The organism is Neoroseomonas terrae (assembly GCF_018129025.1).
Lineage (GTDB): Bacteria > Pseudomonadota > Alphaproteobacteria > Acetobacterales > Acetobacteraceae > Neoroseomonas > Neoroseomonas terrae.
The window spans coordinates 68789-84810 of record NZ_JAAEDI010000003.1 but is presented as its reverse complement, the minus strand read 5'-3'; the positions used below and the strand labels follow the sequence as shown (position 1 = coordinate 84810).

General features: G+C 65.8%; 14 protein-coding genes. 7 read left to right on the top strand and 7 right to left on the bottom strand.

All coding sequences use genetic code 11. From position 1 onward, the window contains the following. Positions 1–66: 66 nt before the first annotated feature. Entirely contained in the window at positions 67–420 is a 354-nt protein-coding gene (locus GXW78_RS03080; RefSeq protein WP_211865969.1) for a hypothetical protein, read from the bottom strand. Here GXW78_RS03080 and GXW78_RS03075 point away from each other — a divergent pair. The 4 genes from GXW78_RS03075 (at position 419) to GXW78_RS03060 (ending at position 3566) form a co-directional block, all read left to right on the top strand. Continuing rightward, on the top strand, positions 419–601 hold the full coding sequence (locus tag GXW78_RS03075; RefSeq protein ID WP_211865968.1) for a hypothetical protein: 183 nt from the start codon (positions 419–421) through the stop codon (positions 599–601). The genes GXW78_RS03080 and GXW78_RS03075 overlap by 2 nt on opposite strands. Before the next feature lie 185 nt (positions 602–786). Beyond that, complete coding sequence (locus tag GXW78_RS03070) at positions 787–1782, top strand: tripartite tricarboxylate transporter substrate binding protein (protein ID WP_211865967.1); 996 nt, start codon at positions 787–789, stop codon at positions 1780–1782. A gap of 21 nt (positions 1783–1803) precedes the next feature. Beyond that, positions 1804–2625 (top strand): DUF3750 domain-containing protein, encoded by an 822-nt coding sequence (locus GXW78_RS03065; RefSeq protein WP_246521817.1) that lies wholly within the window; start codon positions 1804–1806, stop codon positions 2623–2625. 131 nt (positions 2626–2756) lie between these two features. Beyond that, positions 2757–3566: an exodeoxyribonuclease III gene (locus GXW78_RS03060; protein WP_211865966.1), complete on the top strand. Its 810-nt coding sequence runs from the start codon at positions 2757–2759 to the stop codon at positions 3564–3566. 111 nt (positions 3567–3677) lie between these two features. Here GXW78_RS03060 and GXW78_RS03055 read toward each other — a convergent pair whose 3' ends face one another. Beyond that, complete coding sequence (locus tag GXW78_RS03055) at positions 3678–4256, bottom strand: DJ-1/PfpI family protein (RefSeq protein ID WP_211865965.1); 579 nt, start codon at positions 4254–4256, stop codon at positions 3678–3680. 252 nt (positions 4257–4508) lie between these two features. Here GXW78_RS03055 and GXW78_RS03050 point away from each other — a divergent pair, with 252 nt between their 5' ends. After that, entirely contained in the window at positions 4509–5549 is a 1041-nt protein-coding gene (locus GXW78_RS03050) for a GlxA family transcriptional regulator (RefSeq protein ID WP_246521816.1), read from the top strand. A 274-nt stretch (positions 5550–5823) separates the two neighbouring features. Here the strand turns inward: GXW78_RS03050 and GXW78_RS03045 are convergent, their stop codons facing one another. Next, positions 5824–6306, bottom strand: coding sequence for a cupin domain-containing protein (locus GXW78_RS03045; RefSeq protein ID WP_211865964.1), 483 nt, complete (start codon positions 6304–6306; stop codon positions 5824–5826). Positions 6307–6391: 85 nt separating this feature from the next. On the opposite strand from GXW78_RS03045, the gene GXW78_RS03040 reads away from it, so the two are divergent. Both GXW78_RS03040 and GXW78_RS03035 read left to right on the top strand, forming a co-directional pair. Further along, positions 6392–7408 (top strand): MlrC C-terminal domain-containing protein, encoded by a 1017-nt coding sequence (locus GXW78_RS03040; protein ID WP_338147678.1) that lies wholly within the window; start codon positions 6392–6394, stop codon positions 7406–7408. 62 nt (positions 7409–7470) lie between these two features. After that, positions 7471–8790, top strand: a complete 1320-nt coding sequence (locus GXW78_RS03035) for a Zn-dependent hydrolase (RefSeq protein ID WP_211865962.1) — start codon at positions 7471–7473, stop codon at positions 8788–8790. 1377 nt (positions 8791–10167) lie between these two features. Here the strand turns inward: GXW78_RS03035 and GXW78_RS03030 are convergent. From GXW78_RS03030 to GXW78_RS03015, 4 genes are all read right to left on the bottom strand, one after another. Continuing rightward, entirely contained in the window at positions 10168–11883 is a 1716-nt protein-coding gene (locus GXW78_RS03030; protein ID WP_211865960.1) for a glucosamine inositolphosphorylceramide transferase family protein, read from the bottom strand. A gap of 1093 nt (positions 11884–12976) precedes the next feature. Continuing rightward, positions 12977–13960, bottom strand: a complete 984-nt coding sequence (locus tag GXW78_RS03025) for a Bug family tripartite tricarboxylate transporter substrate binding protein (protein WP_211865958.1) — start codon at positions 13958–13960, stop codon at positions 12977–12979. After that, complete coding sequence (locus GXW78_RS03020) at positions 13957–14874, bottom strand: amidohydrolase family protein (protein WP_211865956.1); 918 nt, start codon at positions 14872–14874, stop codon at positions 13957–13959. Before GXW78_RS03020 ends, GXW78_RS03025 begins: the two co-directional genes overlap by 4 nt. After that, positions 14871–16019 (bottom strand): mandelate racemase/muconate lactonizing enzyme family protein, encoded by a 1149-nt coding sequence (locus tag GXW78_RS03015; protein WP_211865955.1) that lies wholly within the window; start codon positions 16017–16019, stop codon positions 14871–14873. Before GXW78_RS03015 ends, GXW78_RS03020 begins: the two co-directional genes overlap by 4 nt. Positions 16020–16022 lie beyond the last annotated feature (3 nt).

The window sequence follows — 16022 nt, the reverse complement described above, 5'->3', positions numbered from 1 at the left end:
ATGTCGAGCACGGGTGACCTGAGCGACTGAACCGGGCGCAAAGCGGACATCCGGCGGTCGGCTTCGTCAGGTCCGCCCCAAGTGCTCGCGTTGGCCCTCCCATAGATTAGGGAATGGTTCGACAAGTGCGGGCAGCGTGACGTCGCTTGCCAAGTGCCCGTTGAGGATCAGCACGCGCTGCGCCACGTAGTAGCAGTAGCGCCGACCGTTCTTCACCGCGTGTGTCGGTGACATGGCGCGGCCGCCGATGCCAAAGATCAGGCCCTTCAGCAGCGCTGGCGCGTGTTGGCGGTTTTGCGCGGCACGGCTGCGCGGGCTGACCTGCAGGATGGCGTGTGCGCGGTCCCACAGGTCGCGCGGCACGATCGCGTCGTGCTCGGCGGATGTGAACAGCAAGGTGGCGAAGGCGCTGTTCACCATGGCGACGCAGAAGAACAACGGCGCGGCGGCGTTCTTTTGGATGAAGGCGGGGGCGGGTTGGCGGGAGAAGCAGGAGATCGACATCAAGGCGGAGCAGCGGCAGCGCTACGTCATCCGCGTCCCACCGCGGCTGTCGGAGCAGGAATGGCTCGACCGCTACGCACCCAAGCCGCTGCCGTGAGCCACCATCGCATCTGTTCAACACCGACCAACGACCGTTGGTCCGTGGTGAACAGGCTTTGATCAATGTGCCTCGTGGAAGTGCTGCAGTCGTACCATCCGATCATGTCGAAGCCGGCGGCGCCTTGACCCCCGTCATGTCCAGCGATCACGCTGATGCGCTGCAAACCTGGGGAGCATCGACTAATGCCGACATCGATTGCCCGCCGCCGCATGATCAGAGGTGCCGCCGCAGGCGCCTCCGCACTGGCCTTGTGGCGACCAATGACCGCAGATGCTCAAGATGCCTATCCATCGAGGACAGTGCGTATCATCGTGCCTTTCGCCGCCGGTGGCGGTGCTGATGCCGTGGCCCGAGCCTTGGCCCAGAAGCTATCCGAGCGGCTCGGACAGCAGTTTGTCGTCGACAATCGGCCAGGCGGGGCCGGCAATATCGGGACCGAAACGGCCGCACGAAGCAGCCCCGACGGTTACACGGTGCTCCTTACGGGCCCCAGCCACATCATCAATGCACACCTCTTTCGACAACTACCCTTCGATCCGATGCGTGGCTTTGCGCCGATCTCGCTTCTAACCTCCGCGCCTTACGTGCTGGTCGCAAGCCGCTCGCTTCCATTCAGCAGCTTTCAGGAACTCATGGTGGCCGCCCGGACTTCGTCAGCGCCTCTCTCTTACGGATCAGCAGGGAATGGCACAGCAGGCCACCTCGCGATGGAGCTGATCAAGGCCGAGGCTGGGATAGAGCTTATCCACGTTCCCTATCGAGGGAGCCCAGCTTTGCTGACCGACCTTATCGCGGGCCGTATCGCCGTCGCCTTCGACAATGTGCTGTCGTCGAGCCCAGCAATCGAGGCCGGACAATTGCGCGCGTTGGCGGTGAGCGGCATCCGGCGGGCGCCCTCGCTGCCCAATGTGCCGACGATTGCCGAGGCCGGGATAGCCGGATTCAACGTCACGGTTTGGCAGGGTGCCCTCTTCCCAGCCGGCGTCCCCGAGGCATTCGCGGCAAAGCTGAGCGCCGAGATCGCAGCGGCCCTGCAGGAGCCGGATCTTCAGGCCCGCCTTTCTGTCCTCGGCGTCGATGCGATTGGCGGCGACCCCCAGACATTTGGCCAGTTCCTAGAGGATGACTACCGCCGGTGGGGTGAAGCGGTCCGACGGTCGGGGGCTCGCCTCGACTGACGATGCGCTAAAGATAGCACTATGCTGGATCGGATCGAACACTGTGGCGCCGATGCATCGGCTCGGAGCAACATGCTTAAGGGATCGATGCGGGCGCTCAAGTACGCGCTCGTCTTGTTCGTGTTAGGGTACTTGCTCCCGATCGGGATCTCCGCGGGGATGTACTACTTTGGTAGTGGCGGATCCGACTGGCAACGTGCCGATCGGTCCAGCATCGGTCACCTTCCGCCACCATCATCCTACCGTCCGGCAGTCGTGCGCGTCTTCGTGGCTCCGACCGTCCGTTGGCGCGGCATCTTCGCCGTGCACAGCTGGATTGTCGTCAAGCCTGAGGGAGCGGCGGTGTACACACGCTACGACTACACTGCGTGGGGAGATCCCATCCGCATCAATGGCTTCGAGCCGGACGGCCGATGGTTCGGTAGCGCGCCGGAGGTGATCTTTGCGGCCGATGGGGCGGCGGCTGCAGCATTGATCCCGCGCATGCAGGCTGCGGTTACGAGCTATGCCTGGCAGAACAGGGGCGACTACAACGTTTGGCCGGGCCCAAACTCGAACACCTTTGTCGCAGCTGTGATAGACGCAGCTCCCGAGGCCCGAATCATTCTTCCCCCGACGGCCATTGGAAAAGACTACCCGCATGACGGTCGGTGGCTGCGAGGCACCTCATCGGGCACCGGTTTCAGGCTAACCCTCGGGGGTTACGCCGGCCTAACGGTGGGGTGGGTTGAAGGTATAGAGCTCAATATCCTCGGAGCAGTAGCCGGGCTCGATGTGCGACGGCCGGCGCTCAAGATCCCGGGGCTTGGGCGATTTGGTTTGCCTGCTCACGTAATGTCTTAGAACGACGATACTGCCGATCGGTCGGTCTCGCATCGCTGTCCCTCGTTCAGCCGCCGCGTCGCTCAAGGCGATGCTCAACGAAACGGCGCAGCGCGCGTTGCGGTCAGAGTCCAGTGGCACGATGGCCATCTATGAAGATCGCGACCTTCAACATCAACAACGTCAATCGGCGGCTCGAGAACCTCGTCGCGTGGCTGCGAGACGCAGAGCCGGACGTGGTATGCCTGCAGGAGTTGAAAGCCGACCAGCGCAGCTTTCCTCAGGCCGTCTTACGAAGCGAGGGCTATGAAGCCGTCTGGGTCGGCCAGAGGACCTGGAACGGCGTCGCCATTCTTGCCAGAGGTCGGGAGCCGGTGCTGACCCGCACCGCCCTGCCTGGCGATCCCAGCGATCACCAGGCTCGCTACGTCGAGGCGGCCGTTAACGGCATCCTGGTCGCCTGCCTCTACCTACCCAACGGCAATCCGCAGCCGGGACCGAAGTTCGACTACAAGCTGGCTTGGTTCGATCGGCTGGCGGCGCATGCGGCCTCGCTGCTTGCCGGCGGCTATCCGATCGTGATCGCTGGCGACTTCAATGTCGCGCCGACGGAGATCGACATCTATCCCACGACCTCATGGTCGAAGGACGCGCTCGTACAGCCGGCGCCACGCGCAGCCTATCAGCGGTTGCTCGACCAGGGCTGGACCGACGCAGTCCGCCATCTGCATCCGCGCGAGCGCATCTACACCTTCTGGGACTACAAGCGGCAGCGATGGCCCCGCGATGCGGGCCTCAGGCTGGACCATCTCCTGTTGAGTCCTGATCTCGCTCCGAGGCTGCGATCGGCCAGTGTCGATCGGGCTGTCCGCGGGGAGGAGGGAGCGAGCGATCATGCTCCCGTATGGTTTGAGCTTGGCGCACCTCGCACCCACTCGCCCCTCAGCCTGCGACCCATCTAGAGCCGGCATCGCTGAGCCGTCCCGGTCCGAGGCCTCATTCGCGCCTTGGCGCGAGGTTCGTGCATGTCCTGGCGACTGGACACCGCGAAGTTTAAGGCGGCTCAGTACATGTCATTCAATGGTGAATGGATCATTGTTGGGGTCATCATTCCACATGTATTCCGCACCGTGGGCGATCCGTTCAGCCAGGGCACGACCGTAAAGCAATTCAACGAACCCAAGCGCCATGTCGGTCCCAGCCGAGATGCCCGATGAGGTGACGTACTTCCCATCGGTCACCCAGCGTGCACGCCCTTGCCAAAGTACTGACTGATCCTGGCTGGTTGCCCATGCCCAAGCCCGCTTATTTGTCGTCGCACGCCTTCCGGCAAGGATGCCTGCTTTCGCCAAAACGGCGGAGCCGGTGCATACAGAGGTTGTCCATTCTGCAGAACTGTCTTGCCGGCGCAGAAACTCGAGCATTGCGGGGTTGTTGACCTCCCTTCGCGTGCCGATGCCGCCCGGAACCATGAAGACGTCAAGAGGTGGCGCGTTTGCGAACGAGAAGTCGGCAACGGTCTCCGCGCCCTGCGACGACTTCACTGGGCCTGCATCTTCAGCGACCATAACTACTTCATGATCTGGAAGACGCCCCCACATTTGGACGGGCCCGTAGACATCTAACGCCTCGAAGCCGGCAAAGATCACCACGCCGATCTTCTTCGATCTCCGGGGCGCATCGGCTGCTGCAGGTTGCGACGCAGAGCCTGCCTGCCTACCTCCGCTCGCGGATTGCGCGCCCGGTTGCCTTGGAGAGGCTAGCATACCCGCAGCAGCAGTCGTGCCGACTAATGTTGAGCGCCGTCCGATCATTGATGCTACCTCCAGGTCTTCTTGTGCTAGGGATATGCTCGTCGGGCTTAAATAGAGGCCGTTCCAAGCGCCTTTACTGCCATGACTTGCATGTCCTTTTCGCTGGACGACCCGACATTACCGCGTCAGCATCTGGCCGGAATGCCAAATGCCCCTCGATCTTCGCCAACCGGCTGCCGCGCGGTCGAGATCCTCACGTTTCCCGCGGCGCAGTTGCTGGATGTCTGCGGCCCCCTTCAGGTCCTGGCGTCGGCCAATCAAATGGCGACGGAGCAAGGCAACGAGCCGACGTACTCGGCGCGGGTGGTCGCTCCATCAGGCGGAGTAGTCGCCACCTCCGCTGGACTAGGTCTTGTTGCAGCGCCGCTGCCATCGCCGCATCACCCTGTCGACACGCTTCTGGTCACCGGCGGACCCGGCGTTCATGCCGCTGCCGCCGATCCGGACCTTGTCGGATGGCTTCAAGCACGCGCACGCGACGCGCGCCGCGTTGCTTCGGTCTGCACGGGCGCCTTTCTCCTGGGAGCCGCGGGACTACTGGACGGACGGCGGGCTGCGACTCACTGGCGCTGGTGCACCGAGCTCGCGCAGCGATTCCCTGCAGTCCGGGTCGAAGCCGATCCCATCTTCGTGCGCGATGGTTCAGTCTGGAGCTCGGCGGGTGTCACGGCGGGTATCGACCTCGTCCTGGCCATGGTCGAGGAGGATCTCGGCCGCGCCACCGCTCTGGAGGTCGCGCGCCGCCTTGTCATGTTCCTTAAGCGACCTGGTGGCCAAGCGCAGTTCAGCGTGACGCTGTCCTTGCAGTCGGGCGACCGCTTCGACGCATTGCACCGCTGGATGGAGCAGAACCTCGGTAGCGATCTCTCGCTCGCCATCCTGTCGCGCGAGGCCGGCATGAGCCAACGCAGCTTCAGTCGCCACTACGCCGAGGCGACCGGCCTGACGCCCGCACGCGCCGTCGAACGCCTTCGTGTGGAGACCGCGTCACGGCTGCTCATCGAAACGGGCCTACCGACGAAACGCATCGCCCAACGCTGTGGTTTTGGCTCCGAAGAGACGATGCGGCGCAGCTTCTTTCGCCTTCTGACGACAACGCCCCAGGAGTATCGGGCGCGGTTCGGCGCTTGACCGAAGCGGGCCGGCGAGCGGTGCCCGCTATCGCGCGGGCTGGCTTGGCTGAGGATCACGCGCTGAGTGTCGGACAGCTTCATCATCGTCGGACTCCGGTTCCGCATCCGATAAGCCGGTTGCTACCAGCCGAGCCCCGAGTATTTCCGGGGCGGCCCGATGATCGCTGCGCGCTCCACCATTCGCTCCAAACAGGCGAGCAGCCAAGCGGACGCTGCCGGTCGACTTTCGGATCCCCGATAATGCGAGATCTGCGGTTCGTTGTCTCCCGCGCCTAAGGCGTAGACCCCTCGCTCGCCTTCACTGGCGGCCCCAGGAACTCGACCTTCCAGGCCTTACTGAAGGCGTTAAGCGCTGCCGTGTCTGGCACGCCGTCGCGCATGATCTGCGCGAGCCCCGTGAAAAAGCCGACAGCATCCAAGGCCGGCGCAATGAGGATGTATTGCCGTGCAGGCCGGTTGGTAACATTGACGAAGCCGTGCGCCGCGCCACCTGGAATGCTGACCACGTCGCCCACGTCCGCATAAAAGCGTCGGCCATCGACTTCATAAAGGTAGCGGCCCTCGATAACGCGGAAGATCTCGGCTTCGACGTGCCGGTGCCGCGGCGGACCCGCGCCGGGTGCGTTTAATGTCTCGATGATGCTAAAGGCGCCACCACTCGCCTCGGGCGGCATGCGGACCTGGAGATCGAGTCCGATTGCGGGGATCGCGATAGCAGCTTCTGTGCCCTTCGAGTGCAGGAAGGCAATGCTCATAGTGGCTTAGCTCCAATCCCCGGGGCGTCACGGCTAATAGTGCGGCTCGCATGTACCTAATGGTCAAGCCCAGGGTCGGCCTTGCATTCCGCCGTCCCTGGCTGATGATCGGCTTGTCGGTCGGCTTCGCGAGACCGGCGAGCGCGCCGCGCGCTGCATGGTACGCACGCTTCGCGGCGAGATCCGCCCCGTCACAGCCATCGTCAGGCCAGGGGTGATGGTGCCCAGCATCGCCAGCGCGACGTCCCTGCGGCCGCTTGCCGATCTCGTCGCGTTGGCCGCCGCGGCCGGGAGCGAGGGGGGGCCTGTGCTCGACGTGCCGCTCTTCGCCGGCTTCTCCTACGCCGACGTGCCGAATTGTGGCTTCTCGGTCGTTGCCGTCGCCGATGGGGATCGGGCGGCGGCCGAGGCTGCGGCCCGCTCCCTATCGGACCGGGTCTTTCCTGCGCGAAACGACCTGATGCCCCGGGGGATGGTCACGAGCCTAGAGCACGGCGTCACTGAGGCGATAGCGCTGGCGGAGCGGGCATCCCGCCCCGTGGTGCTGCTGGAACACGCGGACCGCGCCAACGACAGCACCTATGCACTGGGCGCCCTGCTGGAGCGCGGTGCCACGCGAACCGCGGTTCCGTTCCTCTGGGACTCGCAGGCCGCCGCCGAGGCCGCAGCGGCTGGCGTCGGCGCCACGGTCACGGTGATGGCCGGCGGCAAGTCCTCTTCCCGGGCAGGCGGGCCGGTGGAACTGACGGGTAAGGTCCTGTTCGCGGGCGAGAAGGAGTTCCGTGTTTCCGGTCCCTACTCACATGGCAAGCTCGTGCGCCTGGGGACCACAGCGTTGCTGCAAGTGGGTGGGATCACCGGCAGCCTGGTCAGCGAGCCCGCGTTCGGCGTGGACGAGGACCCCTTCATCCAGTTCGGCCTGGACGCGCGCGACTTCGGTATCGTGGTGCTTCGCTCGAAGACGCATTTCCGCGCCGTGTGGGAACGCCTTGCCGAGCACATCATCATCGTGGACACGCCCGATTGGGGGCCGGCCGACCTGACAACGCTGCCCTACCGTCACGTGCCGATCGACCGGACCTTTCCGTTCGTCACGGGTTAGCGGCTATCAAGGCGCGCGCCCAGCCACTGACGCCGGCTACCTGCGAATTTGGAGATTCTGTGATGGCCCCGACCACGCGACCCGTCGCACCCGCCGACCTCCAAGCGGCTGTTCTGCAGCAGACCGGCTACGCGGCCTCGCTCTTCGACGAGTTGCGGGCCGGAAGTCAGGCCGAAGCGGGAGTCACGCGCGCAGCCTATGGCGAGGGTGAAGAGTTCGCGCACACGCTCGTTGCCCGACGGGCCGAGGCCCTTGGCCTCGAGGTGACACGGGACTACGCCGCGAACACCTATATGCGCTGGCCCGGGCGCGACCCGTCCGCACCCGCTGTGATCATCGGCTCGCACCTGGACTCGGTCCCGCAGGGCGGAAACTACGACGGTGCGGCTGGTGTAGCCGCCGGGCTCGTCGCCATCGCCGCCCTGAAGCAACTCGGTATGACACCACGTTGCGACCTGATTGTCATGGGCGTGCGGGCGGAGGAGAGCATCTGGTTCCGGGTGTCCTATATCGGCAGCCGATCGGCGCTGGGAAGCCTCCCTGCCGGCGCCCTTGAGGCGCGTCGGGTCGATAGCCAACGAAGCCTGGGCGAGCACATCGCCGACCTCGGGGGGAACCCGGCCGCCATTCGCGCCGGGGCCCGGCACCTCAATCCCGCACAGGTCAGAGCTTTTCTCGAGCTGCACATCGAGCAAGCACCGAGCTTGGTCGCGGAGGGCCGTCCCGTAGCAATCTGCACGGGCATTCCGGGCAACTTCCGGTTTCCGGAAGCGCGCATTACGGGCGTTCAGGGCCATGTCGGACAGCCGCGCCGGTTCCGTCGTGACGCAGCGATAGCTGCCAGCGACTTCGCGGTGGCACTGGATGCCGTTTGGGAGGAGCACGAGGCGGCCGGAACGCCGATGGCATTTACTCTTGGCCAGTTCGGGACCGACCCGGCACAGCATGGGCTGACCATTGTTCCCGGCCGCTTCGATTTCAGCTTGGATGTCCGTGCCTACGACGACGCCGTGCTCGAGGGGCTGGAGCGGAAGATCGCGTCGATCATCACCCAGATCGAGCAGCGCCGCGGTGTGACTTTCGATCTGGGCCGGCGGACAGCGGCCGAGGTCGGGCGTATGGACCCGCAGCTACAGGTAGCCCTGAAAGAAGGAGCGGATGAGCTCGGCATTCCGTGGATGCCACTTGGCAGCCCGGCATCCCACGACGCCGCGGCGTTCGCGGCCGCTGATGTCCCCTCTGCCATGATCTTCGTCCGCAACAGGAACGGCAGTCATAACCCCGACGAGGCAATGGAGATCAGCGATTTCCTGGCCGGGGCCGCGGTCTTGACCAGCTGGCTCGCATCGAACGCCTGCATGCGAGAGGAGCCTCGTGACTGATTTCGCTCGTAGTTCGGGGCCATCCCGTTGCGGACAGTCCCGAGAATACGCTGTGAATAGGACTGGGCTTCCGGCCCGCGTCATGAACCCGCGCGAGTTGGAAGGCGCGACACATCAGCTGCGACACGGATCGTGCCACCGATCAGAGCATTGGCCATTCTGGGCGGTTAATCTCTCAACGCGTGGCCTGTGGATCCGCTTCCATCCACCGGTCTCCCGCCCACCAGAGAATTTCCGTTCCCAGTACCCACCGCTGCTCCATTCGTCTCTCTCACAACCTGCCTCTCCTGATCAGGGCACCCCGCTGAGGCGCAGGTTTGGCCGGGGTTTGCGTGCGGGCCTTGATGGTTCGACGGCGCAACCAGCGCGAATTTCGGCCGGAGAGAGCAAAGAGTCTCCGAACCTTGAGGGTGGGCCGATTTTACCCTCAAGCTTAACACATTGAAATCAGGACTTGTTTTTCTGGGCTTCCGTCGAATGTTCAGTAACCTGATCGCCTGAGCAGTCCTTCGTTGCTGCGAATCTGTGATCGACCTCCAAGTTCATCACGCAGGCGATGCACAACTTCCCTTCAGGACTATCGATGGACGACAAGGATCGCGTTTTCGCCAACTTCAAAGACGACCGCACGGATGCCCCAAACAGGCGCGAAGTGCTGACCATTCCACGACGCGCTGGCGCGTCCGGCAGCCGGGCTGTCGAAGTCGTCCGTGTTAGATCCGGGGGTGCGGTCCGCGATCGGCCGCAGCGCGTTGACACGCATGTCCGTGCAGCATCGTGGGAAGAGGGCTTTCGAGCCAAGGCGCCCCTCGGCGCTCCTGCGCTCCTTGAGCCCGCTCCTACCGCCCAATCACCACTGCCACCCACCGCGCATCTTATGCCCGCATGGGAATCTTCAGCCCGAGTGGCCGATGCGGCGCCGCCCGCCTCCTTGCACGCCCCACCGCGCCGCGGCCCGGGGCGACCTCGCAAACATCCAGCTTCCGAGCCAGCAGGTTCTGGTGGCGCCGCCTTCGCCCCAGCTACTGAATCGCATTCCAGCGTTGCCCAGCGGCGCAATCTGGCGGCGATTGGCCCAATCAGGCGCGTCGCTGATCCGTTCGACGCATCCGACGACGGCGCGAACTGCATGCGCTGCGGCTATACGATCGAGCCTGCGCGAGAGAAACGCGGCCTGGTGACGTGCCTCGCCTGCGGGTAGGCCGGGCGCACCGCATTGCTGTGTCGGATGTTGGCCGAAAGGGGCCCGGCAGCTCCAAGGCCCAGCTTCTGAGAAGCGGATCTTAGGAAGGGCCGCTTCCTGCGCTCGTCATCCTGACGTGGCCGGCTGCCTTCCAGCTGCGCTGCTGCACACATCGGTGAACTGGATCACGCCCTTTAGGCGCGCAGGGATCGCCACCCCTTGCCGGCGCGACGCCTGGCATCGACCACCTCGACGGTATCGGTCGCATTGATCGTATGGCAGCACATCAGTCCCGGCAGCCAGTCGGGCGTGATGCGGTCAATGACGCGCTCTTCGTACGCCGTGGGGGACAGGGCGCGGATCTCGCACAGGTTGATCGCGTAGCCATAGCGGACCGAGCAATCCTGGGACGGGCGAATCAGCACTCCGCCGCGCCGGAAGATCCGCCCCGCGGGCCGGGCCGATCGGACATCGGACTTGATCGGGTTCATCGGGTGCGGCCGCCAGGGACCGAGCGGCGTCTCGGCGTGGAACAGGAACAGTTCGTCGTCGAGCGGCCCGCCATCCTCGCTCGCATTGGCGAATAGATACCAGCGGCCTTCGTGCTCGAACAAGGTCGCATCCACCACGGCTACGCCAGAGAGCAGGTCGCACACATGCTCCCAACCGTCAGGGAAGCGCGTCGCGCGGTATAGCGAGACTGTGCGCGCCTCCGCGGATTCCGGGACCATGTACGCCGCCCCCTCCCATTCGAAGACGAAGGGACTGGACAGGTGGTGGCTCAGCGACAGGACCGGCCGCATCGACCCTGGCCTGCCGGCGGCGTCGAAGGCGAAGGTCCAGATGTCGCCGCGTCCGGCCTGGCGGTCGTAGCGCTCGAAGAACACGTGATCAGTGCCCTCGTGCTTCAGGACGAAGGGGTCGGCCCAGAATTCATGTGCGGGCGGCCGCATGGGCACGAAGCCCGACATGTCCACGCGCGCGGTATTGGTGACGAACTTTTCCCGTTCATGCCGATAGGCGAGGAACCACTCCTCCTGGCCGAGGCGGTTCGCTATCCGGCTCCGCAGCGAACGGAGCGCCGCCCGCGCCAGGAACGGAGCCATCTGCGCGTTGGTCGGCTTGCGGTAGAGGCGGCCCTTGGCCCCCGGCGCCTCCACCGGCAACGGCTCGCCGCCCCGCTGGTAGAGTTGGCGCAGGCAGCGGATCACGAAGGGCGAGGCCTTGCGGTACAGCGGCTCGCGGCTCGCGGACATCCACATGGATCGCCCCGTCGCGCCCCAACTGCGGTAGATCACCTCACCGCCATCGAGTTCATCCGTAAGCACCTGCAGGATGGTGCCGGTGACGGGATTGCGCTCGGCGATTTCCCAGAACATCGCCGGCCCGCCGCGATAGGCGCTGTTGTCCCCGTGGTGAAACGACCACACTCCATGCCGCGCTGCATGCAGGATTCCGCCGCGCAGGACGTTGAAACCGAAACGCAGCAGGACGTCGAGATCGTGCTCCTGGATCGCCGCCAGATCCTCATCGGCGAAGCGATGCACGAAGCCCTTACGCGCGGGCCTGACCTGCAGGCGCGGCACCTCCGCGAGAAGGTCCGCCACATCCGTGTGCGTCAGGACACTGCCATTGCGTTGGTTGCGCTGGTCGCGCTTGGCGTACTGCCAGAACATCTGCCCTTCGAGATGCGCCGCCCACATGCCGGCGCCGGAGCGGCGCGGTGGCGGGGCAGATGCCTCATCATTCAGGACGACCAGCGCGATCTGCGTGAAGGGCGCCTCCTGTATATCGGTAAGGATGGAGCGAACCCAGCGCTCCGCCTTCGGCGCGTCCAGCAGGATGCCGACCCGAAGTTGCGGCGCCACAAGCTGAACCGGCTCGTAGAGGCAATCGCGCGGGCCGCTCATGGGCGTGCTCCGGTTTTGGGATGCAGCCCGTGCAGGAGATCACAGCACCGCCCAGGGGAAAAGTCTTCTGTTCAGCGCCGTGAACAGGAAATCTGTCCGTAGTCCGATCAGCCAGATCATCATGATTTCCGACGATCATCTGCCCGGTGCCGATCAATCACTGGCTGTCCTTGACCATGTGGTCGATTCCACCGGTTGTGCCGGTCAGCTTCGCCACAATCCCGCAAGTCCCGGCCCAGCCGAGCATGAGGCAACGTCTCCATCACTTGCGGCGCGGCCGAGGGATGATCACTCAGCGACGCGCACGGGACGCGAAAAATTGGTGGTTTTCTACCGCATTCCGGCATTCCCGGAGTTGCTCCCCTAAGGGGAGGAGCCGGACCCGGGAATCCGGCTCGCTCCTTGGGGAGAGCGAGGCGAGATCGTGTCCTCGATCGCTGTCGTAGTTCAGGGCAGAGCACGAAAAGAAAATAGCGCCGATCGCAATTTGCGCGTGGAGCATCGCAATTGCGGTCGATTGTGCCGAGGAATCTCGATCCGGTATCTAATTGTGGTCGCGACGCGCTGCCAAACGACGCTCCAACACGAAGGGATGCCGGTGTACGCCCCGCCGCCCGCAGACTTCCCCGCCTACAAAAGGGTTAGAACAGCAGACCTAATTCCATACGCTCCGAACGCGCGCACGCACTCCGACGACCAGGTCGCGCAGATCGCCTCCAGCGTCCGCGAGTCGGCTTCACTACCCGGTGCTGACCGACGGCGCTAACGGCATCATCGCCGGCCACGGGCGCGTGCTCGCCGCGCGCACGCTGGATCTCGCCGAGGTGCCGGTGATCGAACTGGCGCAGAATTAGCTCCGCGCGACTTCGTTCAGATTGCCACGGTCGAGCCTACCGCGCGCATGAAGATCGAGGCGCCGCGCCGTCACGCGCCCCGTAAGTCACCACGCCACAGATCAAGGTTGACAGGCCGGCAGCTGCGGCGTTGCGGCCAAAGCCAAGCTCGAAACGCCTCAAGCACATTCGATATCGTTCGTAGGCCTGCTCGACGATCGCATTCCGCGCCAGATCCCGTCGAACTCGCAACGTTTGTTTCAGTCCACCCGCATCCCTGCCTCACGCACCACTGGCGCCCACATCGCGATCTGCTGCCGAACGAAGGTCGCTGCGAACTCCGGCGAGGTGTTCTCGGGCGGGATCAGATTCAGCTCGGCATAGCGGGCGCGCAACGCCGGCACCTCCATCGCCTGGCCGACCCAGCCGGCGAGGCGATTGACGATCGGCATGGGCATGCCCTTGGGCCCGGCCAGAACGTTCCACGAATCCACGACGAAACCAGGCACGAGGCTGCCGATGGTCGGCGCATCGACGCCGGGCATCGGCTGGCGCGACGACACGCCCAGGATGCGCGCCCGGCCGGACTGCGCGTGCGGCACCGCCGTCGCCACATTGTCCACGATCAGGTCGATGCGCCCGCCCAGCAGGTCCGCCCAGGCGCCGCTGCTGCCACGATACGGGACATGGATCATCCTCACGCCCGCCCGCTGGCGCAGCAGCTCGCCCGCCGCGTGGCCGCTGAGCCCGTTCCCGGCGCTGCCGAAGGTCAGCTCGCGCGCGGAGGGGCCGGTGTTGCGCAGCAGATCGCCGAGAGTGCGGATCGGCGAATTGGCATTCACCGCGATCACGACCGGCTGCAGGTTCAGCTGCGAGATCATCGTGAAGTCGTTGACCGGATCGAACGGCAGGTTCGGATACAGCGTGGGATTCACACCATGCGTCGCGATGGTGATGACGCCGATCGTGTAGCCGTCGGGCGGCGAGTCCGCGAGCGCCTTGACGCCGATGTTGCCGCCGGCGCCAGGCCGGTTCTCGATGACGAACTGCGGCCCGCCCGGCAGCCCGGACATGGTGGCCGTGACCAGGCGGCTGACGATGTCGGAGCCGCCCCCCGGCGTGTAGGGCACGATGTACTTGATCGGCCGCGACGGCCAGGCGGCCTCCTGCGCGCGCGCGGCGAAGGGCGTCGCGGTCAGCACGGCGGCGCCGGCCAGCAGGCGGCGGCGGTCGATGCGGATCATGGTTCGTTTCCTGTCATGGTTCGTGATTGATCGGCCACCGGCGCCACGGGCGCGAAGCCGTAGAGAGCGATGGGATTGTCCACCAGCACGCGATGCAACGTCGCGCTGGAGGGCGCCCAGTCCGCAAGGAGGTCGAGCAGCCGCGCATCGTCCGGCAACGGCTTCTCGCCGGCGGTCGCCGCCGGGTGCGGCCAGTCGGTGCCCCAGACGACGCGTTCCGGCGCGGCGGTCAGCCAGGCTCGGGTCAGCGCGCCCGTATCCGCGTAGTCCGGCGCACCTGCGGCGCTGTCGTGATAGGCGCCGGAGACCTTTACCCAGCACTTCCCGGCATCGACCAGCCGCCTCAGGACTGACCAGGCGGGATGAGCCGTGGCATCAGGCTGCGGGAAGCGGCCGAGATGGTCGATGACCACCGGCACGGGCAGCGCGGCAAGCGACGACGCCAGATCCGCGATCGTGCCTGCCGGCGCATGGATCTGCACATGCCAGCCAAGCGGTTCGATCCGCTTGGCCAGCACCTCCAGCAATTGCGGCGTTGCACCGGCCGGCCGCGCAAGGTTGAAGCGGATGCCGCGAACACCGGCTGTATGCATCTCCTGCAAGGCGCCGTTGCTGGCTGCCTCGTCGATCACCGCGACGCCACGCGCCGCATCGCCAAGCTGCCGCAGCGCGTCGAGAAGGCAGCCATTGTCGGTGCCATAGGTCGATGGCTGTACGACGACGCTGCGCGACAGTCCCAGATGATCGCGAAGGCTCCGGTACATCGCCGCGGTCGCAGCGTCCGGCCGCAGCACGGCGCGCGCGTCCGGAGCGAAGCGGTCGTCGTAGATGTGATGGTGGCAGTCCGCGGCACCCGGCGGCGCGCGGAATGCGGGCGCCGCATCACCGGCGGTGAACGGGATGCGCGCCGTCATGCCGCGACCGACCAGCTCTCGACGAGCCAGGGCGACAATTGCTCGGCGCGCAGGTCGAAGCCCGCCCCGGGACCCTCGGGCAACCGCACCATCCCATCGGCATCGAGCGGCACCTCCCCGAGCATCGTCAGCAGCGGGTTGCCCGAAACATCGCACTCCAAGAAGGGATAGGGCATGGCGGCACCGCCACGCCGGGACGGCGTCAGCGCCGCCGCCTGCAACGACGCATGGAAGTTCACCAGCGTGCCAAAGACGTGCGGCATGACCGGCAGGTCCCAGGCAGCACATAACGCCGCAACGCGCGCATAGCCGGAGTAGCCGCCGCAGACGGACAGATCCGGCTGCACGACCGAGACGGCGCCGGTCTCGAGAAGCTCGCGGAACGCGGCCAGGCTGCCCAGCGCCTCACCGCCCGCAATGCCGATCGGCGAGGTCTGCGCGACCATGCGATAGCCGGGAAGGTCCTCGGGGACGGTGGGTTCCTCGATCCAGAGCAGGCCGGCCGGCGCCATGAGCTGCGCCGAGGCCAGACCCGCGCGCGCCGTAACACCGCGGTTGAAATCCACCATCAGCGCGACGTCCGGCCCGACCTGGCGCCGAAGCGCCTCCGCCATCGCGCCATCCGCCGCGGGCCCGGCACCGGCGCGCGGCTTGATGGCACGGAAGCCGCGCCGCAGATACGCATCGATGTCGCGCGGGAAGCCCGCATAGGGATCCGGCCCCTCCAGCATGAACGGGCCACTGGCATAAGCCGGCACGCGGTTGCGCAGCGCGCCGCCGCGCAGGGCCGCGACGCTGACGCCCTGCCGCCGCGCCGCGACGTCGTGCAACGCCATGTCGATGGCCGAGATCGCCATCATCGATACGCCGCGTTGGTCATAGCCACGCTGGGCGAGCAGTGCCTCGAAGATGCGGCCATGCGCGGCCGCGGGCTGGCCGATCACCTGTCGCGCAAAGCCGTGGCGGATCAGCGCGGCCGCCGCCCAGGGCGAAGCACCGACCTCGCCCCAGCCGATCGTCCCGTCATCGGCTTCGATCTCCAGCAGTAGGAAGTCGCGCCGGCGGATGAAACCCGCCGCGTTGCCGAGCGCCGTCGCCGGCGCGAAGCCGACATGGTGGCCACGGATAGCCGCGATGGTGCCCATGGC